Origin of the sequence: Pseudomonas chlororaphis subsp. piscium (genome assembly GCF_003850345.1) — a bacterium.
Lineage (GTDB): Bacteria > Pseudomonadota > Gammaproteobacteria > Pseudomonadales > Pseudomonadaceae > Aquipseudomonas > Aquipseudomonas piscium.
The window spans coordinates 261479-284354 of the sequence record NZ_CP027707.1 but is presented as its reverse complement, the minus strand read 5'-3'; the positions used below and the strand labels follow the sequence as shown (position 1 = coordinate 284354).

Annotated in this window: 20 protein-coding genes and 1 pseudogene; 15 read left to right on the top strand and 6 right to left on the bottom strand. The window is 58.2% G+C overall.

Translation table 11 applies throughout. From position 1 onward, the window contains the following. Window positions 1-100: 100 nt before the first annotated feature. From C4K38_RS01245 to C4K38_RS01220, 6 genes are all read right to left on the bottom strand, one after another. A complete protein-coding gene (locus tag C4K38_RS01245) occupies window positions 101-1033 on the bottom strand; it encodes a sigma 54-interacting transcriptional regulator (RefSeq protein ID WP_053276965.1) in 933 nt (310 codons plus the stop codon). A 56-nt stretch (window positions 1034-1089) separates the two neighbouring features. After that, on the bottom strand, window positions 1090-1671 hold the full coding sequence (locus C4K38_RS01240) for an alpha/beta hydrolase (protein ID WP_025808481.1): 582 nt from the start codon (window positions 1669-1671) through the stop codon (window positions 1090-1092). A gap of 367 nt (window positions 1672-2038) precedes the next feature. After that, window positions 2039-2440 carry an ExbD/TolR family protein gene (locus C4K38_RS01235; RefSeq protein WP_009041659.1) on the bottom strand — a complete coding sequence of 134 codons (402 nt, stop codon included), beginning with the start codon at window positions 2438-2440 and terminating at the stop codon, window positions 2039-2041. Between the two features lies 1 nt (window position 2441). Further along, the gene (locus tag C4K38_RS01230; RefSeq protein WP_053276964.1) at window positions 2442-3167 is read right to left on the bottom strand and encodes a MotA/TolQ/ExbB proton channel family protein; all 726 of its coding nucleotides are present in this window, start codon (window positions 3165-3167) and stop codon (window positions 2442-2444) included. Between the two features lie 63 nt (window positions 3168-3230). Next, window positions 3231-4040, bottom strand: coding sequence for an energy transducer TonB (locus C4K38_RS01225; RefSeq protein WP_053276963.1), 810 nt, complete (start codon window positions 4038-4040; stop codon window positions 3231-3233). Window positions 4041-4415: 375 nt separating this feature from the next. Continuing rightward, window positions 4416-5273 carry a LysR family transcriptional regulator gene (locus C4K38_RS01220; RefSeq protein ID WP_053276962.1) on the bottom strand — a complete coding sequence of 286 codons (858 nt, stop codon included), beginning with the start codon at window positions 5271-5273 and terminating at the stop codon, window positions 4416-4418. A 109-nt stretch (window positions 5274-5382) separates the two neighbouring features. Here C4K38_RS01220 and C4K38_RS01215 point away from each other — a divergent pair, with 109 nt between their 5' ends. The 15 genes and pseudogenes from C4K38_RS01215 to C4K38_RS01140 all read left to right on the top strand — a co-directional run bounded on the left by C4K38_RS01215 (window position 5383) and on the right by C4K38_RS01140 (window position 22751). After that, window positions 5383-6042 (top strand): ankyrin repeat domain-containing protein, encoded by a 660-nt coding sequence (locus tag C4K38_RS01215; protein ID WP_053276961.1) that lies wholly within the window; start codon window positions 5383-5385, stop codon window positions 6040-6042. Window positions 6043-6063: 21 nt separating this feature from the next. After that, entirely contained in the window at window positions 6064-6525 is a 462-nt protein-coding gene (locus tag C4K38_RS01210; protein ID WP_053276960.1) for a nucleoside deaminase, read from the top strand. Beyond that, window positions 6512-7741 (top strand): CynX/NimT family MFS transporter, encoded by a 1230-nt coding sequence (locus C4K38_RS01205; RefSeq protein WP_053276959.1) that lies wholly within the window; start codon window positions 6512-6514, stop codon window positions 7739-7741. The genes C4K38_RS01210 and C4K38_RS01205 overlap by 14 nt, the downstream gene beginning before the upstream one ends. Window positions 7742-8053: 312 nt before the next feature. Beyond that, window positions 8054-8572, top strand: coding sequence for an Hcp family type VI secretion system effector (locus C4K38_RS01200; RefSeq protein WP_007925756.1), 519 nt, complete (start codon window positions 8054-8056; stop codon window positions 8570-8572). A gap of 134 nt (window positions 8573-8706) precedes the next feature. Further along, a complete protein-coding gene (locus C4K38_RS01195; protein ID WP_081364173.1) occupies window positions 8707-10749 on the top strand; it encodes a type VI secretion system Vgr family protein in 2043 nt (680 codons plus the stop codon). Continuing rightward, window positions 10739-11479 carry a DUF4123 domain-containing protein gene (locus C4K38_RS01190; protein ID WP_053276958.1) on the top strand — a complete coding sequence of 247 codons (741 nt, stop codon included), beginning with the start codon at window positions 10739-10741 and terminating at the stop codon, window positions 11477-11479. The genes C4K38_RS01195 and C4K38_RS01190 overlap by 11 nt, the downstream gene beginning before the upstream one ends. Beyond that, window positions 11476-16329, top strand: a complete 4854-nt coding sequence (locus C4K38_RS01185; RefSeq protein WP_124345251.1) for an RHS repeat-associated core domain-containing protein — start codon at window positions 11476-11478, stop codon at window positions 16327-16329. The genes C4K38_RS01190 and C4K38_RS01185 overlap by 4 nt, the downstream gene beginning before the upstream one ends. Before the next feature lie 2 nt (window positions 16330-16331). After that, window positions 16332-16850 (top strand): SMI1/KNR4 family protein, encoded by a 519-nt coding sequence (locus C4K38_RS01180; protein WP_081364176.1) that lies wholly within the window; start codon window positions 16332-16334, stop codon window positions 16848-16850. Window positions 16851-17321: 471 nt separating this feature from the next. Next, window positions 17322-17597: a hypothetical protein gene (locus C4K38_RS01175; RefSeq protein ID WP_053276956.1), complete on the top strand. Its 276-nt coding sequence runs from the start codon at window positions 17322-17324 to the stop codon at window positions 17595-17597. Window positions 17598-17693: 96 nt separating this feature from the next. Then, a pseudogene (locus C4K38_RS01170) lies at window positions 17694-18905 on the top strand (RHS repeat domain-containing protein); the annotation flags it as partial. A 410-nt stretch (window positions 18906-19315) separates the two neighbouring features. Next, window positions 19316-19945: a hypothetical protein gene (locus C4K38_RS01165; RefSeq protein ID WP_053276955.1), complete on the top strand. Its 630-nt coding sequence runs from the start codon at window positions 19316-19318 to the stop codon at window positions 19943-19945. A gap of 517 nt (window positions 19946-20462) precedes the next feature. Further along, a complete protein-coding gene (locus tag C4K38_RS01160) occupies window positions 20463-20738 on the top strand; it encodes a hypothetical protein (RefSeq protein WP_053276954.1) in 276 nt (91 codons plus the stop codon). Between the two features lie 287 nt (window positions 20739-21025). After that, the gene (locus C4K38_RS01150; RefSeq protein ID WP_124345250.1) at window positions 21026-21352 is read left to right on the top strand and encodes a hypothetical protein; all 327 of its coding nucleotides are present in this window, start codon (window positions 21026-21028) and stop codon (window positions 21350-21352) included. Between the two features lie 404 nt (window positions 21353-21756). Further along, the gene (locus C4K38_RS01145; protein ID WP_124345249.1) at window positions 21757-22101 is read left to right on the top strand and encodes a hypothetical protein; all 345 of its coding nucleotides are present in this window, start codon (window positions 21757-21759) and stop codon (window positions 22099-22101) included. A gap of 299 nt (window positions 22102-22400) precedes the next feature. Next, a complete protein-coding gene (locus tag C4K38_RS01140; RefSeq protein ID WP_124345248.1) occupies window positions 22401-22751 on the top strand; it encodes a hypothetical protein in 351 nt (116 codons plus the stop codon). Window positions 22752-22876: the final 125 nt, after the last annotated feature.

The following is a 22876-nucleotide window of genomic DNA, read 5'->3' as shown; positions in this document are numbered from 1 at the left end:
ATTGCGGAGTCGTATGGGCGGCCGCTGCGCAGCCGATCGCAGCCTGCGGCAGCGGCTACAGAAAGCAGCCCGCTGCACGAATCAGGAATGGGAGGGGACTTCAGATCACGCCGTGCTGCTTGAGCAGGTGTTTCAGCGCCTGCAATTCGGCGGCGGAACCGTCCGCGATCAGGCCCTTCAATTGCTGGTCCACCAGCTCCAGCCGCGACAGCTGCGGCGGCAGGTTCAGGTGCTCCGGCAGAATCTCCTCGCCACTGCTCACCAGCAGGGCAAAGTGAATCACGTTCTCCAGCTCGCGGGTGTTGCCTGGCCAGCCGTGCTGCTCCAGCACCTGCTGCGCGGCCTCGCTGATCAGCGGTACCGGCAGGTCGAGGCGCTGGCTGTAGATGCCGAGGAAGTATTCGGCCAACGACAGGATGTCGCCGACTCGCTCGCGCAGCGCCGGCAGTTCCAGATGCCCCTCGCCCAGGTAGTGATACAGCCGCTCATGGAACTTGCCCGCCGCCACCGCTTGGGCCAGGTCGATGCTGGTGGCCGCCACCAGGCGCACATCCACCGGGCTCGGCTGATGGGCGCCGACCCGGGTCACCTCATGGTTTTCCAGGGCCGAGAGCAGCTTGATCTGGATCGGCAGCGGCAAGTCGCCGATCTCGTCCAGGTACAGGGTGCCGCCGTTGGCCGAGCCGAACCAGCCGGCGCGGCTGCTGGCCGAACCGCTGAAGGTGCCGGCGGCGTAGCCGAACAGTTCGGCGTCGGCGTAGGTCGGGCTGATGGCCCCGCAGTTGACCGAGACGAACAGGCCGCTGCGGTCGCTGGCGCGGTGGATATGCCGGGCCAGCAGCTCCTTGCCACTGCCGGTTTCACCGCGGATCAACACCGAGATCGAACGCGGCGCCAGCTGTTCCAGCTCCTGGCGCAACTGCCGCGAACGGGGATCGACGAACACCAGCGCCTTGGCGCGGATGCTCAACGGGCTTTTTTCAGCATCGGGAAAGGTCAGCAACGGCTGACCGAAAGACTCATGCAGACTCATGGCAGACTCCCGCCCAAATCCGCTTGCAGGCGGGGGCGTTTAACAAAAAGAAAAAATCAGGCGCGTCGCAGGGAATGCTGTTCCATGCGGTTTTGCAGGCGATAGAGATAAGCGAAACCCTGCTCCCAGCGCTGGTGACCGGACTTGACGTTGATATGCCCGGCACCGGACAGGATCCCCGCCTCGGCGCCCCAGTGGCGGGCCAGCTCCAGGGCCCGCGGCGCGCTGATGGCGCTGTCGTTGTCGGAGCTGACCACCTGGCTCGGGAACGGCAACAGGTCACTGGGGATCGGCGCGAAATTGCGCAGCGCCGGCGCGCAGGCCGGACGCTCGACATCCGCCGGCGCCACCAGCAACGCACCGCGCACCTGGCGCAAGGCACTGACCGGCGCGTGGGCGGCCCAGTGCGCGACGGTGATGCAGCCCAGGCTGTGGGCAATCAGGATCACCGGGGTGCTGTCGGCGGCAATCGCCTCGGCCAGCGCCGCGACCCAGTCTTCGCGCCGGGGCGTCAGCCAGTCGGCCTGCTCCACCCGCGCACTGTTCGGCAGGCTGTTCTGCCAGTGGCTTTGCCAATGATCTTCTGGCGATCCTTGCCAGCCCGGCACAATCAGGTAGCGAATTGATTCGTTGCGCATGGGGAGCTCTCCTGCGTGTCTGTTCCCGATCGAGTATAGGGACGAGAGTTATATTCGTTAAGGAATAAGAAGCTATTTATTAAGACCCATAAAGAATATTAAATCTCACCTGTACCCTGCCTGTACGAACATTGGGATTCAGGCCGGCAGACCGCGGCTCCGGCATCGCGGGCACGTCGGATCGCCGCCCGCTCGCTCCTACGGAAGCGGGGATGGCGTGGTGGTGGGGGCGGCAACGGACCTGTAGGAGCGCAGCTTGCGCGCGATGGCGGCCGTCCAGGCAACCGCGCCTGGCCAAATCGCAGGCAAAAAAAAGGCCGCACCCTGCCAAGGAGACGGCCTGAAAAGTCGTGGCTACAACACTGGGTCAGCGGGCGGTGATCACCGACAGCTTGGTGATACCGGCACGCTCAATGGAGGCCATGGCACGGGCCACTTCGCCGTAGTTGACCCCGTCGTCCGCCTGCAGCTGCACGCGCACTTCCGGGTCCTTGGCCTTGGCCGCCTGAAGATTGGTTTCCAAAAGGTCCGGCTGGATCTCGTCTTTGTTGATAAAGAGTTTGCCGGCGCCGTCGATGCTCACCACCAGCGGGTCCTTCTGCTCCACCGGGGCCACGGCCTCGGTCTTGGGCAGGTTGATCGGAATCGCGTTGGTCAGCAGCGGCGCGGTGACGATGAACACCACCAGCAGTACCAGCATCACGTCCACCAGCGGCGTGACGTTGATCTCGCTGAGTACCTCATCGCTGTCCTGGGTCGAGAAGGCCATATCAGGACGCCTCCTTCACTTTCTGTGCGCTGCCCTGGGCCGCGGCCTTGTGCGCGGCCGGGTGGATCAGCACGCGGAACGAACTCTTCTGCGCCAGGCTGTAGAAATCATGGGCGAAGTCATCCAGGTCGGCGGCGGTCAGCTTCAGGCGCCGCAGGAAGTAGTTGTAAACCAGCACCGCCGGTACCGCGACGGCGATCCCCACGCCGGTGGCGACCAATGCCGCACCGATCGGCCCGGCCACGGTTTCCAGGCTCGCCGAGCCCGCCGCGCTGATGCCTTTCAGGGCTTCCATGATCCCCCACACGGTGCCGAACAGGCCGATGAAGGGCGAAGTACTGCCGATACTGGCGACCACCGCCAGGCCGGTTTCCAGCGAACGCCGCTCACGGACGATCTGCTGGCGCAGGGCGCGCTCCAGGCGGTCCTGATGATTGATCGCCTGGCTCAGGTCCGCCGCATGGGGCGCCTCGCCGACCTGGATCGCCGCATAACCGGCTTGGGCCACGCGAGCGGCGGCGCCGGGCTGGGTTTCGCTGAATTCGGCCGCCGAGTCGAGGCTGGAGGCGGCCCAGAACTGTTTATGGAACTTGCGATCCTGGGCCTTGAGACGGGCGAACTGCGCGCCCTTGAGCAAGGCCAGGCCCCAGGTGGCCACGGAAAACACCACCAGCAGCCAGATCACCGCGCTTTCGATGGATTCGAGTGGAGATGCCAATAAACTCATGATGTGTCCCTCTGTATAACCCTTGTAAGAGCGAGCGTGCTCGCGATAGCGCCTGGCGCAGGCTCAATGAATCTTGAAATCGATGGGTACGCTGACCCAGCCGTCCTGGGCGACATCACCCTGCTTGGCCGGCACGAAGCTCCAACGCTTGACTGCCGATAACGCGGCGTCGTCGAGTTGCTGGCGACCGCTGCTTTTCTGAATCTGGATCTCGCCGGGCTTGCCACTGGCCAGTACATGCACCCGCAGCAGCACCGTGCCTTCCCAACCGCGACGCTGGGCCAGCGACGGATATTCCGGCGCCGGGTTCTTCAAGTACGCGGCGTTCGCCGAAGCCGGGGTCACGGGCGCCGGGGCCGGTGGCGCGGGCGGTGCCGGAGCGGCGACAGGCGCGGCCGGTTGTGGCGGCGCGGGCTGTTGCTGGACCGGTTTCGGCGCCGGCTTGGGCTCAGGCTTGGGGACCGGTTTCGGCTTGGGGATCGGCTTGGGCGGTGGCGGCTTGACCGCCAGTTCGTCCTCCACCGGCGGTGGCGGCTCCACCACCGGTTGTACCGGCTGCGGTGGCGGCGGTTCGACCACCGGCGGCGCCGGCCGGGAAAACTCGATGGTCATCGGCGGAATTTCCGGCGGCACGATCGGCAATACCGGGGTCGGCTTCTGACTGATCCAGTAGATCACCGCACCGTGCAAGACCAGGGCGATCACCCCGAGGGCGATCGCCTCGCGCCGCCGCAGCCCGGCCTTGGGTGCCTTCTGCAAACGCAACTGGCCCAACGGCAAGCGATGCGGCCGGCCGAGATCGACCAAATCGCCGCTCGGTGCCTGACGCCACAGCACCTCATGTGCACTGGCGGCGGTCTGGACATTGCCCATTGATTAACTCCCTACAGTCTTTAGCGAATAACCCGACCCGCACCTGCGAACTCCCCTGGAGCAGCGTCGAGGGCTGAATGATTGGCGCCAGACACTTATCTCCGAAAGTAATCTTTGAAGTTATGGATAGATCGAAATCGCATATTTAAAGCCGCCATCTCGCGCCAGGCCGCGCGGATCAAGGGCTGCAGGGAAGGAGTCAAAAGGCCATGCTTTGCGAGCATTGAAAATATTCGTCAAAGGCATTGCATCGCCACGGCAAAACCGGGGCGATGCGATAGCAATGGCGAAATAAAAGAGACCAACCAGACGTCGATCAAGGGACCAGGCGCACCCGGTAAAGCGCGCCTGCTCGGCGAACCCTGGACAGGGTGTTCAGAGCTTCAGTGCCTGGCTCTCGCACAGCGCCAGCAGCTGGTTTTCCAGGGCCTTGCCCGCGCGGCTCAGGCCGCTGCGGCCGTACAGCGCCAGGCGCACGCCCTGGATGTCTGGCAAACCGCTTGCGCCATCGAGCATGCGGTGCCCGGCGGCCACCACCCGCACCGGCAGCAGGCTGATGCCCAGCCCCGCCGCCACCGCCGAGCAGACACTGGCCAGGCTGGCGCTGGAGTAACCGATGCGCCAGCGCCAGCCACCGACTTCGAGATGATGGAGCATTTCATGGCGATACAGCCCGCCCACCGGGAAGGCCACCAGCGGCAATGGATCGCGGCCGAAGGCCGGGGTGGCGCGGCTGTCGACCCAGCACAGGGGCTCCGGCCAGGACGCCAGGCAGTCGTCGCTGGCGCCCATCTGCTTGACCAGCAACAAGTCGAATTCGCCACGTCGATAGAGACGGGTCAATTCCGGCCCCAGCCCGCTGGTGACCTCCAGGCGCACGCCGGGATGGTCCTGGCCGAAGCGCGACAACAACGGCATCAGCCGCTCGGCGGCGAAGTCTTCCGGCACTCCAAGGCGCAACACGCCTTCGCTCTGCTGATGCAGCAAGACATCGCTGGCCTCTTCGTTGAGGGCCAGGATGCGCCGCGCATACCCCAGCAGACGTTCACCCTCGGCGGTGGCCACCACCCGGCGCTGGTCGCGGTCGAGCAACTGGCAGTCCAGGCTCTCCTCCAGCCGACGCACCTGCTGGCTGACGGTGGACTGGGTGAGGTGCAGGCGCTCGGCGGCGCGGGTGAAGTTGGCGCAATCGACGACGGCGACAAAACTGCGCAGCAGCACAGGATCGAACATGGCAGTACCATTCTTAATGCCACTGATTGGCATGATTATATTTAATTTCAGAATACATCAGGACCTGACCATACTCGGCGTTCATTTACCGCACAGGGAGCCTGATGCCATGCGTTACCTGTCTTGCAAACACGCTGTCCTGGCGATCTGTCTGTTCGTGGTGGGGGTGGTGATGGCAAAGGATAACGAGCTGCTCGAAGCGGTCCGCGACGGGCAGTTGCCCAAGGTGCAGACGCTGCTGCGGCAAGGCGCGGACGTCAATGTGCGCGGCCTGGACGGCAGCAGCCCGTTGCTGCTGGCCACCGCCGCCAACCAGGTCGAGATCGCCCGGGCGCTGATCGAGGCCGGCGCCGACGTCAACCAGAAGAACCTGATCCACGACAGCCCCTACCTGCTGGCCGGCGCCAGCGGACGTAATGCGATCCTGCAACTGACCCTGGCCCATGGCGCCGACCTGAAAAGCACCAATCGCTACGGCGGCACCGCGCTGATCCCGGCCTGCGAGCGTGGGCATGTCGACACCGTGCGCCTGCTGATCAAGGCCGGTGTCGACCTCGACCACGTCAATCGCCTGGGCTGGACCTGCCTGATGGAAGCCATAGTGCTGGCCGATGGCGGCCCGGCGCACCAGCAGATAGTCGCTCAGTTGATCGCCGCCGGCGCCGACCTGAACCTGCCGGACAACGCTGGCCTGAGCCCTCTGCAACAGGCGGAAAAACGCGGCCAGACCGCCATCGCCAAACTGCTGCGGGACGCCGGCGCGTCCTGACTTCTGCCTCAAGGAGCCCCCATGAAAGACGATCAGGATTACCTGCAACGCGCCGTCGAACTGGCCCGGCAAAACGTCGCGGCCGGTGGCCGGCCATTCGGCGCGGTACTGGTGCACGACGGCCAGGTGCTGGCCGAAACGGTCAACCAGATCCACCTGAGCCAGGACCCCACCGCCCACGCCGAACTGCTGGCCATCCGGGTCGCCAGCCAGCAGCTCGGCCCACGCCTGGACGGCTGCGTGATCTATGCCAGCGGCCAACCCTGCCCCATGTGTTTGAGCGCCATGTATCTGTGCGGTGTGGCGCGCGCGGTGTTCGCCGCGGACAACGCCAGCGCCGCGCCCTTCGGCCTGTCCACGGCGGCGATCTACGAACAATTGGCCCAGCCCCTGACGGCCCAGCGCTTGCCGGTGCAACACCTGCCACAAGCGGCGATGAACGAGATCTACCGCGACTGGCAGGCCCGTCATGCCGCTCGCTGAGTCGCGCCTGCGCCGCCTCGGCGGCTGGGCCCTGCTGATCGCCCTGGGGCTCAATCTGCGGCCGATCATCAGTTCCATCAGCCCGTTGCTGATGGAGATTCGTGGCGCCACCGGCATGAGCTTCCAGAGCAGTGCCTGGCTCACCAGCCTGCCGGTGGTCTGCATGGGCCTGGTGGCCTTGCTCGGGGTGCGCCTGGAAGCCCGCCTGGGAGAACGGCGCGGCGTCGCCCTCGGCCTGTTGATGATCCTCTGCGCCTGCCTGGCGCGGTTGCTCTGCAACCAGGCCAGCGCCCTGCTCGCTACCGCCCTGCTTGGCGGTGCCGGCGTGGCCTTGATCCAGGCGCTGGTGCCGGCGCTGATCAAGCGCCAGTTCCAGCAGCGGGTGGCCTTGGCCATGGGCATTTATTCGGCTTCGCTGATGGGCGGTGGCGGCCTCGCGGCGCTGCTCAGCCCGCATGTGGCCACGCACTTCGCCCACTGGCAGGCGGGGCTCGGCGTGTGGTTGCTGCCAGCGCTGGCGGCGTTGCTGTTGTGGTGGCTGCTGCCTTTCGCCGGGCCGGGGCAGCGCCTCAACGCCCCTTCCATCAGCCTGTGGCGCAACCGTCGGGCCTGGTTGCTGGCGCTGTACTTCGGCCTGGTCAACTGCGGCTACATGAGCATGGTCGCCTGGCTGCCGGCCTATTACCTGCAGTTGGGCTGGAGCGCGACCCAGAGCGGCTCGCTGCTGGCGTTCATGACCATCTTCCAGGTCATCGCCGCGCTGTTGATGCCTGCCCTGGCGCAGCGCCAGAACGACCGCCGGCCATTGCTCGCCATCAGCCTGAGCGCCCAGGCCCTGGGTTTCGGCGGCCTGGTGCTGTGGCCGCTGCAGGCCCCACAGCTGTGGGTGGCGCTGATCGGCTTCGGCCTCGGCGCCTGTTTCGCCCTGAGCCTGATCCTTACCCTCGACCACCGTCGCGACCCACGGGAAGCCGGGCAACTGACGGCCTTCGTGCAAGGGGTGGGGTTCCTGATCAACGCCGTGTCGCCGTGGATGACCGGCTGGCTGCGGGAACTCACCGGCAGCTTCATCAGCGCCTGGTGGGTACTGATCCTGACCGTGCTGGCCATGCTGGTGCTGACCCGGGTATTCAGCCCCTCCAGCTACCGGGAGTCGCAGTCGACAACCGTGGCGCCACAACCGATACCCACGGGAAGCACCTCGACCTCCGCCTGACAAGGCCCATGGCCATTATGCGCAACTTCTTGCGCACTGGACTGTGGATAACTCTGTGAGCAGATGCTCAAGGGCCTTATAAACCATGCCATACAGCCGAGTGCGCAACTTCTTGCACAGCACTGCGCAAGAAGTTGCGCACTTTCAGCGGCTTTCGCCCGGGAAATCCTTTCACCGATTTCCAAAATCACCTGAAGCCCTTGATCCATAAGGCGCTTCCAGCTCCTGGCACGCTCCTTGATATCTACCTGGGCACCCAACCGGGCGATTCGTCCCACCGGGCACCTTTATTTTTTAGCAAGGAGAGCATCCATGGCTACACCAGCGTATATGTCCATCACCGGCACCAAACAAGGTCTGATCACCGCCGGTGCCTTCACCGCTGACTCCGTTGGCAACACCTATCAGGAAGGCCACGAAGACCAGGTCATGGTTCAGGGTTTCCAGCACGAAGTGATCATCCCGCGTGACCCGCAGTCCGGCCAGCCAACCGGCCAGCGCGTGCACAAACCCGTAGTCATCACCAAAGTATTCGACAAGGCTTCGCCACTGCTGCTGGCTGCCCTGACCTCCGGTGAGCGTCTGACCAAGATCGAAATCCAGTGGTACCGCACCTCCGCTGCCGGCACCCAGGAGCACTACTACACCACCACCCTGGAAGACGCGATCATCGTCGACATCAAAGACTACATGCACAACTGCCAGGACCCATCGAACTCGCACTTCACCCACCTGGAAGACGTGCACTTCACCTACCGCAAAATCACCTGGACCCACGAAGTCTCCGGTACTTCCGGTTCCGACGACTGGCGTTCCCCGGTCGCGGGCTAAGTCCGGCCGACCGTTACACCAACATCGGCCAGCTCTGCTGGTCGATGTTGTTTACGCCATAAGGGATTTCTTGCGTTCGTCGGCGCCCGGCCCCGGGCTCGACCCACGCGGCAGTACTGCACGAGGAACAAGGGATGTTCGCGCCGGCCAATCAGACCCACTTCAGCCTGACCGTCGAAGGTCTTTCCAACGACCTCCAGGTACTGTCCTTCACCGGACGGGAAGCCATCAGCCAGCCCTTTGCCTTCGAGGTCGAGCTGGTCAGCGCCCAGGCCGCCCTGGACCTGGAAAGCCTGCTGCACAAACCGGCCTTCCTGCAGTTGGCGCAGAACGGCACCGGCATCCACGGGCAGATCTACCGCGTCGCCCAGGGCGATTCCGGCAAGCGCCTGACCCGCTACTCGGTGACCGTGCGCCCGCACCTGGCCTACCTCGCGCACCGCATCAACCAACGTATCTTCCAGAACCTCACGGTGCCGAAAATCATCGGCCAGGTCCTCGAAGAACACGGCATCCAAAGCAATGCCTACCAGTTCCAGCTGGGTTCGATCTATCCCGAGCGCATCTACTGCGTGCAGTACGACGAATCGGACCTGCATTTCATCCAGCGCCTGTGCGAGGAAGAAGGTATCCACTACCACTTCCAGCACAGCGCCGACAGCCACACCATCGTCTTCGGCGATGACCAGACGGTGTTCCCGAAACTGGCGCCAGTGGCCTATCAACAAGACTCCGGCATGGTCGCCAACGACCCGGTGATCAAGCGCTTCGACCTGCGCCTGGAAGCCCGTACCAGCCGCACCACGCGCCGCGACTACGACTTCGAGAAACCGCGCCTGACCCTGGAGAGCGACGCCAAGAGCGAGCTCAAGCCGGACCTCGAGGATTACGACTACCCCGGCCGCTTCGTCGATCGCGAGCGCGGCAAGCACCTGGCCAAGCGCGCCCTGGAACGCCACCGCAGCGACTACCGCCTGGCCGAGGGCAAAAGCGACCAGCCGCTGCTGGTCAGCGGGCATTTCCTGGCCCTGAGCGAACACCCGAAAGCGCAATGGAACGACCTCTGGCTGCTCACCGAGATCATCCACGAAGGCAAGCAGCCGCAGGTGCTGGAAGAGTCGGTGACCAGCGACACCACGGCCTTGAAGGACGACTTCCACCAGGGTTACCGCAACCGCTTCCAGGCCACGCCCTGGGACGTGCCCAACCGGCCGCCTCTGCTGCATCCCAAGCCGCGCATCCTCGGCAGCCAGAGCGCGGTGGTCACCGGGCCCAAGGGCGAAGAAATCCACTGCGACCAGTACGGCCGGGTCAAGGTGCAGTTCCACTGGGACCGCGAAGGCCAGTCGGACGACAAGACCAGCTGCTGGCTGCGCGTGTCCTCGGCCTGGGCCGGGGCGCAGTACGGCGGCATCGCCATCCCGCGGATCGGCATGGAAGTACTGGTGACCTTCCTCGAGGGCGACCCCGACCAGCCGCTGATCAGCGGCTGCCTGTACCACAAGGAAAACGTCGTCCCCTACGAGCTGCCGGCAAACAAGACCCGCAGCACCTTCAAGACCCTCAGTTCCCCTGGCGGTGGCGGTTACAACGAGCTGCGCATCGAGGACAAGAAGGGCCAGGAACAGATCTTCCTGCACGCCCAGCGCGACTGGGACGAGAACGTCGAACACGACCAGAAGATCCGCGTCGGCAACGAACGCCACGACACGGTCGAGGCCAATAGCTACAGCGAGTTCAAGGCCGAGGAACACCACACCGTGCACGCCGACCGCAAGGTCGAAGCCCGCGCCAGCGACCACCTCACCGTCGGCGTAAACCAGCACATCAAGATCGGCACCGGGCAGTTCATCGAAGCCGGCCAGGAGATCCACCTCAATGCCGGGGTGAAGGTCGTGATGGAAGCCGGCAGCGAGCTGACCCTCAAGGGCGGCGGCAGCTTTATCAAGCTCGACGCTGGCGGCGTGACCATCAGCGGCCCGCAGGTCAAGGTCAACTCCGGCGGCGCGCCGGGCAGCGGCTCCGGCGCCGCAGCGCTGATGCCCGGCGTGTTGAAGCAAGCGGATGCCGACAAAGCCGGCGCCCTGCTGACCCCGGCGCAGATCAACACCCTCAAACGCAACGCGCCTTTCTGCGAAGAGTGCGAAAAGTGCAAGGACGGTGCCTGTGCCATCTGATCGCCTGACACCCCAAGCCTGGCTCGCCCAGCAGCCCCTGCAAACCGACGAACGCCTGTACCTGGTCATCAGCAACGCCAGCGACGCCGACCCGCTCAAGGACTTCTACCAGACCCAGGGCGCCAGCGGCCTGACCCCGATCTGGAGCGGCACGCCCTACGCCGACTGGCAGCCGGTCATGCCCTACCTGATCGAACTCAAGCCGAACGCGCCCTTCCTCGACTGGATCGCCAGCACCGACGCCGACGACTGGGGCTGGCTGGCCGTCTCCAACTGCGAAGCGGATGTGGTGTTCGAACACTTGCGCAGCCTGACCCAGGTGAAGATGCCGGATGGGGCGGAGGTGTTTTTCAGGTATTGGGATGGGCGGCATATCTATCCGATTCTCACCGGCCTGGGCCAAGACGCAACGCAAGTCCTGCCGGTATTCGATCGCTATCTCGTCAATGGCCAGGCTCTGAAAACCGGCCAGGGAGTGGTCAAGCCGCCCAAGGCATTTCCCTGGTGGGAGGTGCCAGAAGCACTGGTCAAGAAACTCGCCAAGGACGACCCGAGCACCGTTATCGACAACCTGATGCAGTGGCTGAGCGAAGACTGTCCCGAGCTGTATTTCGCCTTTCCTGAAAACAACCTGCGCCACAAAGTCGAACGCTTCGTCCGCAACCAACCGCCTACAGAAGATTTGGCAGAGCGCCTCGCCGCCCAGCTGACAAAGGAAGTCAACGCATGATTAGCAGCCCACTGGGAACCTTGGTCCTTCGGGTACTGGACGCCAAAGCACCTGACGTGAACCTGATCCTCAAGGACTTCAATAATTGCCTGAGTGACTACCAGAACTGGGCGGACGGTTTCTGGACGGGTTGGGCCATGGACGTCGACCAGAAATTCAAGGTCGGCAACGAGGTCAGCGTCACCCAGCGCAAGACCAAGAAAGGGGCCGTCGAGACCTTTGCCGTGTGTCCAAAGGACGGCAAGTTCACCCTGATCCATACGTTCGAAACCGCGCGTTACGTGCCCATCGGCAATACCCCGGTACGTCTCGAACAGGTCGAAAAGGCAATGATCGGTTACTCCGTGGTAGGAGCCCCGATCAATAAAAAGATCGGTCCTAGCGGCATCGAGACCATCGACAAGTGCATCCCGGGGAAACTCTATCGCATCACCTTTTTTCCGGACGTCTCGGAAAGCGATGTCAAAGCCCTTTATGGCTCTTACAAAAGCGTGATCAGCGACCTCGACGGCTGGCTGAAAAGCGAGTGGGCGAGCAAGTTCCAACCGCAATGGAGCACCTACTCCGCGGCCGATCGTTCAGGTCGCGCGAGGATTCTGCTGCAAGAGGCGCTCGATAGCTTCGAGCAGGCGCTGCTCAATTTGTGGGATGACTTGAAAGACTTTATGGAGCTGTTGGCCGACCCGATAGGCAAGGCCAAACAGCTTGGCGATTACTTATCGGACCTCGAAATCGACAAGCTCTACGCCACTTCCAAAGACGCCATCGCCTCTGCCTTATTGATACTCAACGACGAACCGCTGATGTTTATCTACATCTCGGCGATCGTGGCCTGGGTCGGCATGTTGCCGCCGCAAATGATCGTCAGTGTGATCGCGAGCATCGGCGTCGAATTCCTGATCAACGTGCTCATCGGCATCTGCCTTACCGGCGGGGCCGGCCTGGCCGTGCGCCTGGGGACCAAGGCCCTGAGCAAAATGAAGCCCGGGGGAGCGCTCAAATACCTTGAGGGGCTGGCCGAGCAACTGATGATGGCCAGCAGCAAACATAGCCTTCCAGGCCATACCGAGCTGTCCAAACCGGTAATGCTCCAGGCCAAGAACGCTCCACTGGATGCGAGCAAAAAAGCCCCTATCCTCATCGACGCGGGCGGTGGCCCCAAGCCTCTGCCTAAGCCTCTGCCCAAGACCGCCGATACCCCCACGCTGATGGAGGCGAACGCCTCGGTGTTTGCCCGGAAGAAAACAGAGCCGCAAACTCTGCTGGTCAAACAAGAACCGGTTAATGACGTACCCAAGCAATCCAAGAACCCGGCGAATCAACCGACGCAGTGCACAAAGAACACCCGCTGCGAAGGCGACCCGATCTCGATGGTTACCGGTGAGGAACTGCTGACCCTCACCGACGGTGAACTCGACGGTCTGTTGCCCCTGGAATGGACGCGGCTGTATCGCACCAGCGCGGTGGAAATCGACAACCGCCTGGGTTTCGGCTGGAGCCACTCGCTGTCCCATCGTTTGCAAATCAACGATGAAGGCGTGCTGTGGACCGATAACGAAAACCGCCAGACCCAGTTTCCGCTGCCGACCGAACAACGCCCGAACATCACCAACAGCCTGGCCGAGGCGGCGATTTTCCTGGGCGATGCGCCCGGCGAGTTGATCTTGACGCAAGCCGGTCAAGGCTCGCGCTTTTATCACTTCCGTGCCGGTCGCCTGACCACCATCAGCGACGCCTACGACAATCAACTGCACATCAGCTATGACCTGGTCGATCGGATCCAGCGCATCGACAATGGCGCCGGGCGCTCCCTGCTCGTGCGCTATGACGACAGCCATATCGCCGCGGTGGACTATCAGCAGCGCCGCCCCGAGTACGACGAACGAGGTGAACGTCAGGAGCCCTGGCTGACGGTACAGACCCTGGTCAGCTACCAATACAACGAGCGCAATCAACTGATCAGCGCCACCAATGCCGTGGGTGAAATCGAACGCTATCGCTATGACGAGCAGCATGTCATTCAGCAACGCCAACTGGCCGGTGGTGCGAGCTTTTTCTGGGAGTGGGAGCGCGAAGGCAAGGCGGCCCGCTGTATCCGCCAGTGGTCCAACCTTTCGCAAATCGATTCCCGGTATGTGTGGGACGACCAAGGCACAGTCACTGTCATCAACGTCGATGGCAGCGAGCAGGTTTACGTACATGACGAAAATGCACGACTGGTCAGCCAGACCGACCCTGACGGCGCAGAAACACAAAATGCCTACGATGAAAAAGGTCGGCTGATCGCCGAGAAAGACCCGCTCGGCGCCATCACCGAATATCAGTACAACGAAGCCGGGCGCCTGGTCGCAATCATCCCTCCCGAAGACGAACCGACCACCTACCAGCACCACAACGGTTTCGTACGGGTGGTACGTCGCGGCAAGGCCACCTGGAAATACCAGCGCAACCTCCAGGGCGACATAACCCAGCAAACCGACCCACACGGCAACGAAACCCACTACCGCTACGACCGCCAGGGTCGCCTGCTAGAAATCAGCCACCCCGACGGCAGCCGCCATCAACTGGGCTGGAACGGTCTCGGCCAACTGCTGGAGGAACGCCTGCCAGACGGTGGCCAACGTAAGTACCGCTACGACGCCCTGGGCCGGCAGATCACCCGCCAGGACGAGAGCGGCGCCATCACCCAGTACCAGTGGGACGCCGCCAACCGCCTGGCGCAGATCACCCTGCCCGGCGGCGCGACCCGGGCCTTCAGCTACAACGCCTACGGCAAAGTCACCGCCGAGCGTGACGAACTGGGCCGCATCACCCGCTACGAATACGCCGACAACCTGCACCTGGTCAGCCGCCGCATCAACCCGGACGGCAGCCAGTTGCATTATCGCTACGACAACGCACGCCTGCTGCTGACCGATATCGAAAACGAGCGCGGCGAGCAGTACCACCTGGACTACTACCCCAACGGCCTGATCCAGCAGGAAACCGGTTTCGACGGGCGCAGCACCGCCTACGCCTACGACCTCAACGGCAACCTGCTGAAGAAAACCGAATTCGGCGACGACGGCAGCGAACTGGTCACCGAATACCAGCGCGATGCCGCTGGCCGCCTGCTGGTGAAAACCCTGGCCGATGGCGAAGAAATTCACTACAGCTACGACGCCCTCGGGCGTCTGGTCAATGTCGACGACGGCCACTGGCCGCTGGCCTACGAATACGACCTGCAAGACCGCCTGGTCACCGAACACCAGGGCTGGGGCACCCTGCGCTACGAATACGACAAGCTCGGCCAGCTCAGCCATTGCCGCCTGCCCGATGGCAGCAACCTCGACTACCGCCATGCCCCTGGCGGCCAGCTCAGCAGCATCGACCTCAACGGCTCGCGCCTGACCAGCCACCAGTTCAACGCCGGCCGCGAACAGCAGCGCCAACAGGGCCTGCTGCTCAGCCAGTACCAGTACGACGATCAAGGCCGCCTGCAGGCCCACAGCGTCAGCCAGCAACAGCACGGCCAACAGCACAACCTCTACCGCCGCGCCTATGCCTACGACGCCAACGGCAACCTGGCCGGCATAGACGACAGCCGCAAGGGCAACCTGCGTTATCACTACGACCCGCTGGATCGGTTGATCAACGTACGGGGTGCCACCCCAGAAAGCTTCGCCCACGACCCAGCCGGTAACCTGCTCGGTCAAGGCGATCAACCTGCGGCCAACCTGGCCAACGTCAAAGGTAACCGCCTGCTGATGCAGGGCGACCGTCATTACGACTACGACGCTTTCGGTAATCTCAGCCGCGAACGCCGCGGCGCAGGCCAGAAGCTGGTCACCGAATACCAATACGACTGCCAGCACCGCCTGATCGGTGTCAGCCTGCCGGGTGGCAGTACCGCGACCTACAAGTATGATGCCTTCGGCCGCCGCATCGCCAAGACCGTCGATGGCCGCACCACCGAGTTCCTCTGGCAAGGCGAACGACTGATCGCTGAGAGCGCTGAAAATCGCTATCGCACCTACCTCTACGAACCCGGCACCTTCCGCCCGCTGGCCATGCTCGATGGCGAGGGCCCGGCCCAGGCCACACCGTTCTACTACCAGCTCGACCATCTGGGCACGCCACAGGAACTGACCGCCTATAGCGGCGAGATCATGTGGTCCGCCAAGTACCGGGCATACGGCAATCTGGCCGCGCTGGACATCTCCGAAATCGATAACCCGCTGCGTTTCCAGGGTCAATACTTCGACACGGAAACCGGGCTGCACTACAACCGTCATCGCTACTACAATCCAAGCTCGGGACGGTTCTTGACGCCGGACCCGATCAAGCTGGCGGGGGGGTTGAACAACTACAGATATGTGCATAACCCAACGGGTTGGGTGGATCCATTAGGTCTAGATGAGTGCCCAGGAGCAACTGGGGGCAAATCCCAAACGCTGGAGACAGGTCAGAATTCCCGTACGCGACTTCCGAGGAACCAAGGTCGCTGGGGGACAGATGGGAAGGGGAAGCCAGGAGAAAGTCCTTGGTATTCTGATATTCCTGAGGTAAACGAAGTAACCAAAGGACAGCCTATTCCTTTCATCAATGGTCGCCCCGACTTTTCACAGTGGTCAAAAGGTACTGTTAAATTCAAGCCTGGCGTACTAGATGGTACAGATCAAGATTTCAAAAAAGTTTATGAAAGACTAAAAAAAGAAAAAAATCTAAGAAGCGCCAATGCAGCTAGACTATTATTACGAAAGGCTGGGCTCACACCACACCATCTTGATAAAGAGACCATACAGCTGATCCCGTCAGGCCTACATGGAAATATCCCCCATATTGGCTCTGCCTCGGACATGAGGAATTAAATATGTCATATGACAAGGTTTTAAATGAGCTCGGTGCCGAGTCAATGTCCTTCGAGACAAAACAGTCCCGCAATAGCTTGCAGGATGGTAGCGAAATTTCAGAAGATCTGAAGAAACTTCTAAAAAAGTTCAAAACAGCCATAGTTTTCTCAAATGGTGCAAAATTCAAAACCCCTAAAAAGATGCCTATCGGCGACAGAAACGGCTTCGTATTCCTAGATATAATCTACGGACTAAACCAAGACTCAAACAACATCTACTATAAAAATGAAATGTACTCAAACCAAATAAGCGGTGATTTTTATACATTTGGAGAGTCAGGGGGAGGAGATCAATTTTGCATTAGCAAAAAAACGGAAGAAGTATATTACTGGTATCACGAAGCGAAAGATGATGCATCTTCACTTTTCCTAATTGCTCCATCCTTTACTAATTTCTTTGAACACCTCGTACCTGACAATGAAGAAAACAACTCAAAAAATGACGACGACGGAATAGTCAGCGCCGAATTCAACTTTTAAAAATTACGAAATAAAATATCCCAACTATTGGCGTGCCTTCTACGCGACAAGAAATTGATAATTTTGGGGGAGAGGGGTGATTTATAAAGCCCCTCAAATGCACAGTAGCAAAACCAAAACAGCACTTGTCTATTAGCCAAACGCAAGATAATTTTCTGTTAGTATTTTTAGAGAATTTTCCTACAGATCACATCGACTTCCGCCAGCTTGTAGCCCACCCTTTACCCAGATAGGATCTTCAGATCGCTGCAAAAATCAGCGATAAGGGTGTGGAAGCCCTTTGAGATCCAAGTCAAAGAACCTCCATTGAGCATGCTTTTTACATGCTTTTAAATTATGGCGGTTGTACACGGGGCACTTTCGGGTGCGCCGGGTTCTTGGATCCTCGGTCTTCCACACCCGTGTACAACTGCCACCCCTCATGTGGAAGTGATGCAGGCAGTTTCTGAAACTGACCCAGGAAGATCATCTATGTCTCGCTACATGCCCATCACAGGAATCGACAACAACTTTCCTTCGCTGCTGATCGACACACAGGCCCCCATCGATGTGCTGCATGACACCGCCGCATACCGCATCCGATGTGTAACCCAGCTACTTGAAACGATTTCTCTAACAGAAAACATCAGCAGAGACCCGCTACTGCTACAAGATTTGTCGCGAGTGATCGTCATCCCACTCCGCGACGGCTGCGACCTGATGGATGTCATCGGCCGTAGATTGCAGGATCAGGTTCTGAACGCTTAAATCCGTTCTTTAAAAAATCAGCAATGCCTTATCAGCGCAGAGTGGCGAACTGCGCTGATCTTCCGACGGCGGCCAACGAAAAATCCGCTACGACGGCCGCTGGCCTACGAATACGACCTGCAAGACCGCCTGATTACCGAACACCAGGGCTGGGGCACCCTGCGCTACGAATACGACAAGCTCGGCCAGCTCAGCCATTGCCGCCTGCCCGATGGCAGCAACCTCGACTACCGCCATGCCCCTGGCGGCCAGCTCAGCAGCATCGACCTCAACGGCTCGCGCCTGACCAGCCACCAGTTCAACGCCGGCCGCGAACAGCAGCGCCAACAGGGCCTGCTGCTCAGCCAGTACCAGTACGACGATCAAGGCCGCCTGCAGGCCCACAGCGTCAGCCAGCAACAGCACGGCCAGCAGCACAACCTCTACCGCCGCGCCTATGCCTACGACGCCAACGGCAACCTCGCCGGCATCGACGACAGCCGCAAGGGCAACCTGCGTTATCACTACGACCCGCTGGATCGCCTGATCAACGTACGGGGTGCCACACCAGAGAGCTTCGCCCACGACCCGGCCGGCAACCTGCTCGGCCAGGGTGACCAGCCCGCCGCCAACCTGGCCAACGTCAAAGGTAACCGCCTGCTGATGCAAGGCGACCGTCACTACGACTACGACGCCTTCGGCAACCTCAGCCGCGAACGCCGCGGCGCCGGTCAGAAACTGGTCACCGAATACCAATACGACTGCCAGCACCGCCTGATCGGCGTCAGCTTGCCGGGCGGAAGCACTGCCACCTACAAGTACGACGCCTTCGGCCGCCGCATTGCCAAAACTGTCGATGGCCGTACTACCGAGTTCCTGTGGCAAGGCGAACGGCTGATCGCCGAGAGCGCTGAAAATCGCTATCGCACTTACATCTACGAACCCGGCACCTTTCGTCCCCTGGCCATGCTCGATGGCGAAGGCCCGGCCCAGGCTACGCCGTTCTACTACCAGCTCGACCACCTTGGCACGCCGCAGGAATTGACCGCCTACAGCGGCGAGATCATGTGGTCGGCCAAGTACCGGGCGTATGGCAATCTAGCAGCGCTGGACGTGTCCGAAATCGACAACCCGCTGCGCTTTCAGGGGCAGTATTTCGATACGGAAACCGGGCTGCACTACAACCGTCATCGCTACTACAATCCGAACTCTGGACGGTTTTTGACCCCGGACCCAGTCAAGCTGGCGGGTGGGTTGAATAACTACCAGTATGTGCCTAATCCTACGGGGTGGGTGGATCCGTTGGGGTTGACTGGGGAGTGTCCTAAGCCAGCAGATGCAAATGGCTCGTTAAATATTGGAGCAGGTACAAATCCTTTAGAGGGTTATTATAACCTGGACATTGATCCAAAGGTCCCTGGTGTACATGCTGGTGATGCAACCAATTTGTCGGGAATCAAAGATGGTTCCCAAAGCCGGATCAATATTGATAACCCCTATGGCTATGATCCATTAAACCCGGAAATATTGAGAGTCCTATCGAAAGATGGCCAAATAACTTTAACAGGCAGCGCCAACGCAAATGGTTATTTAAAAAAGGCGATCAAGAGAATTGAATCACTTGGATTGAAAATTGTTTCCCATGAAAAAATATCAACTCAAGGATTTAAGACTGTTGACGGGCGAGACATTCAATCCAGGCAGCTTGATCAATTTGTCATTAAGAGAGCAGATTAACAATGAAAATAACACTTAACATAGAGGAAGCATTTGGCGCTATAGACTATGACAATGCTGGAGGGCTTATAAGCTATCTAGATGTGGCATTAACTGAAAAATTCTACGAGACACCAAAAATAAAAATAACAAACTTCATCCTCAACACAATTGACGACCCAATAATAGAACAATTAACGAATCAAGCTTCTTCAGCAATCCCTGAAAACATTATAAGTGACGGCTTCATCCTGGTGAAAAGCGCGCTTATTGAATTTGAAGGGTTAGACAGGCTGGAGTCGGAGATCTCAATACAAACCGGAGACAGCAAGCATACAACGCAAAGTAGCTGGGGGAGAGAACTTCAAAACAACGACAAAATTTATGACATAGGAGGAAGACTCTTATTCAATCCAGATATCAGCATAAAACTATGCCTTATAACCTCCAAAAAGATAAAATTAACTTACTCTACCAACGACTCAATAATTATAGACTCCTACACAGACCTTACCCACGAAATAGAAAAAGCCAATCAAGAAATAAAAAACAAAACATCATCAACACCTGCAACGCTTTTTGATATAGAGGTGATAAAGAACCATACTAAATCCGAATTAGACAAAGGCTACAACATTTACCTAAAATCATAATCCATAAAAACAATTCTTCTTGTGGCTGCCACTACATAGAAATCAAAGTTTAACGACTATCAGTACGGGCCTAGTTCTACGGGTGGGCGAGTCCATTGGGGTTGGGCCTTAGTATCCTGAGTCGCTACTCAGTACATCCTTGATTTCTCCACATCTTTATGAGCAACTATTTCATTATTATTCATTAGAATTCCCCTACAACTTATACAGAATCCCCCTACAGGGATATCGACTTCCGTCAACTTGTACCATAGCGTCCGTCTAGATAGCATCTTCAAATCGCTGCGAAATCAGCGATCGGATGTGGAAGTCCGCTCTATAGCTAAAGGCGCTAAAGCGTCCCAAAACAAATGTAGGCATTCTTCTGTTCCTACATTATTGTGTTGCGGCCGCTGTGCGCGGGGCACCTTCGGGTGCGCCGGGTTCCTTTAGCCCCGGTCTTCCACACCCGCGCACAGCTGCCACCCTCATGTGGAAGTGAGAAGGCAGTTCATCGAATTGCTAAAGGAGCTCCATCATGAATCGATACATGCCTATCACCGGCATCGACAACAATTTTCCCTCGCTACTGATTGATACTCAGGCACCTGTGGACGTGCTGCATGACACCGCCGCATATCGCATTCGATGCGTCACCCAACTACTTGAAACAATTTCTCTAACCGAAAACTTCAACAACGACCCGCTACTGCTACAAGATTTGTCGCGGGTGATCGTTATCCCACTCCGTGATGGTTGCGACCTGATGGACGTCATCGGCCGCAGATTGCAGGATCAAGTCCTGAACGCTTAAACCCGTTCTTTAAAAAATCAGCAATGCCCTATTAGCGCAGCGTGACGAACTGCGCTGATCTTTCAACGGCAACCAATGCAAATACCGCTACGACGCCTTCGGCAACCTCAGCCGCGACGCCGCGGCGCCGGGCAAAAGCTGGTCACTGAATACCAGTACGACTGCCAGCATCGACTGACCGGGGGTAAGCCAAAAGACAGGAACAGATCTCAAAGGCGAAGCCAGATAACTATCAACCCGGACATGGAGCAGGTTTCATACCGGGAGAAAAACACCCAGGAACATAGATGATGAACTCTTTTTCTGCAGCAGATGGAACCATCCAAAAAATAACAAGCACTCCAGGGGTACTAGTAGTTAACTTTACTGACTGGAAAGAGCAAAGCTGGACTATCATATTTGAAAACCTGATAGCATTCCAAAGTATAGGGGCTGAAGGAGAGGAAATATCAGAAATAATAGAAAGTGAAAAAATACTCCTTAAAAACATCAATATTGAAGACATTGATGGCACCATAAAAAGCTACAGTTTCATTTCAGCATGGAGTTCAAACCCGGCATTAATAATAGTCGCTAAAGGTTATGAAGCAAAAAAGCATAACCAAAATTCATGAAAAGTTAATTATCTGCGACCATACCCTCCCAATTCAACGCCCTTGATACTGTTCACGTCACAATAAGGACTCAACTTTGAAAACCGACGTCTAGGCCGACATTTTTACAAACTCATAGAAGACTCTAAAAGCTCAAACTATGTCGCTATAGAAGTTCACCATTCCGAAAAAAGCACTCGAAACACAAGACAGCAGTGACAGCTCCGACGTGGTCATAACAAAGCTAAAAACACTAGAATCTGAAGGTGAGATCAACCATTTTATTCAAGAAGACCATTTTACCCCTGAGCTATTTACTCCTCCTTGGGGATGTGATTACCCACTGAACTCAAAACAGGAAGACCAGTAATCCATAGCTTCCCTGAGCCTCCAGAACAAGTGCAAAAACATATGGGAACGGTAAGATGAGAGAAAAACTAGAATATAACCTTCAAGCCATTCGAGTACCAAGCGGATGGACAATAACTATAAATAACCTTTTCGAAGTCGAGTTAACAGAGAACACATCTGACTGGTACAGTAGTTCAGTACTAATTGGCGGCGTACGAAGAAGTACAGGTCATTGTTTCGATGCAAGACTAGAACCAGAAGGAGACCCATCCGGAGAGTTCGTAGTTGACTTCCTCACCATAAAATATGACAACCATGGAAAGCCTATAAAAAAATCTGAAGATTATATAGGTGAATTCAGAACAAAAAATAAAGTGGAGCTAATAACCAAGGTCGAGAGCTACATGTTAGAGGCATGAACTAGCAACGTTAAAAATCTCTCCCAATTCGGACTCTTATAAGCTTAGGCCTGTCCTGTATGCAATATTTCCGCCACTAGTAGGCAGGGTGCTTTTATCTTTGGCGAATTTTAGGAGTGGCTCTCGTATTAGTGAAGCTTCAAAAACCCAAAAGCAAATTGAAAACAAGTTGAGACAGTGTTCAGAGTTCTCCGGACTTAGAAATTAGCGATTTACCTTCCGTATATTTACACAGAAGAAAATTGAAAAGCTCCAAGCGAAAGCCGACTCTCAATTTTTTATTAAACCAGGAAAGTAGCATGAGCACCCAAGCCTATAGAGCGTTCGCAGATATCGGTTTAACCCCAATCGGTTCATTGGAAAATACGGCCACTGTTCTCGGAGATATTATTGGCATTACCTTCAAGGAAGATAATGAAGGCACGTATGACGAATACCCTGCCTTTCTAGCAAGCACGCCAACCCTTAAATATGCACTTCTAGGGACTCCACTCCCCGAAGATGATTTGCGCGAAGAACCATCTAACGAGTTCAATCTACTAGTTAGTTCTATAGACGACAGCTCAGACCTTCCAGAAATTGACATATCAGAAAAATTAATCAGTCAACTGATGAAAAGTGGTGCCGTACAATGCTGGAGAATTAATTAAACCTACAAACAGTCATCTGAACACCAGTTAAATGATCACAAGTATCGACCTACAATGCCGAAATTATTATCTCTGAACCCAATCGAGCTGACGGAGCAGGGTTTAAAAACCACTACTACACATCT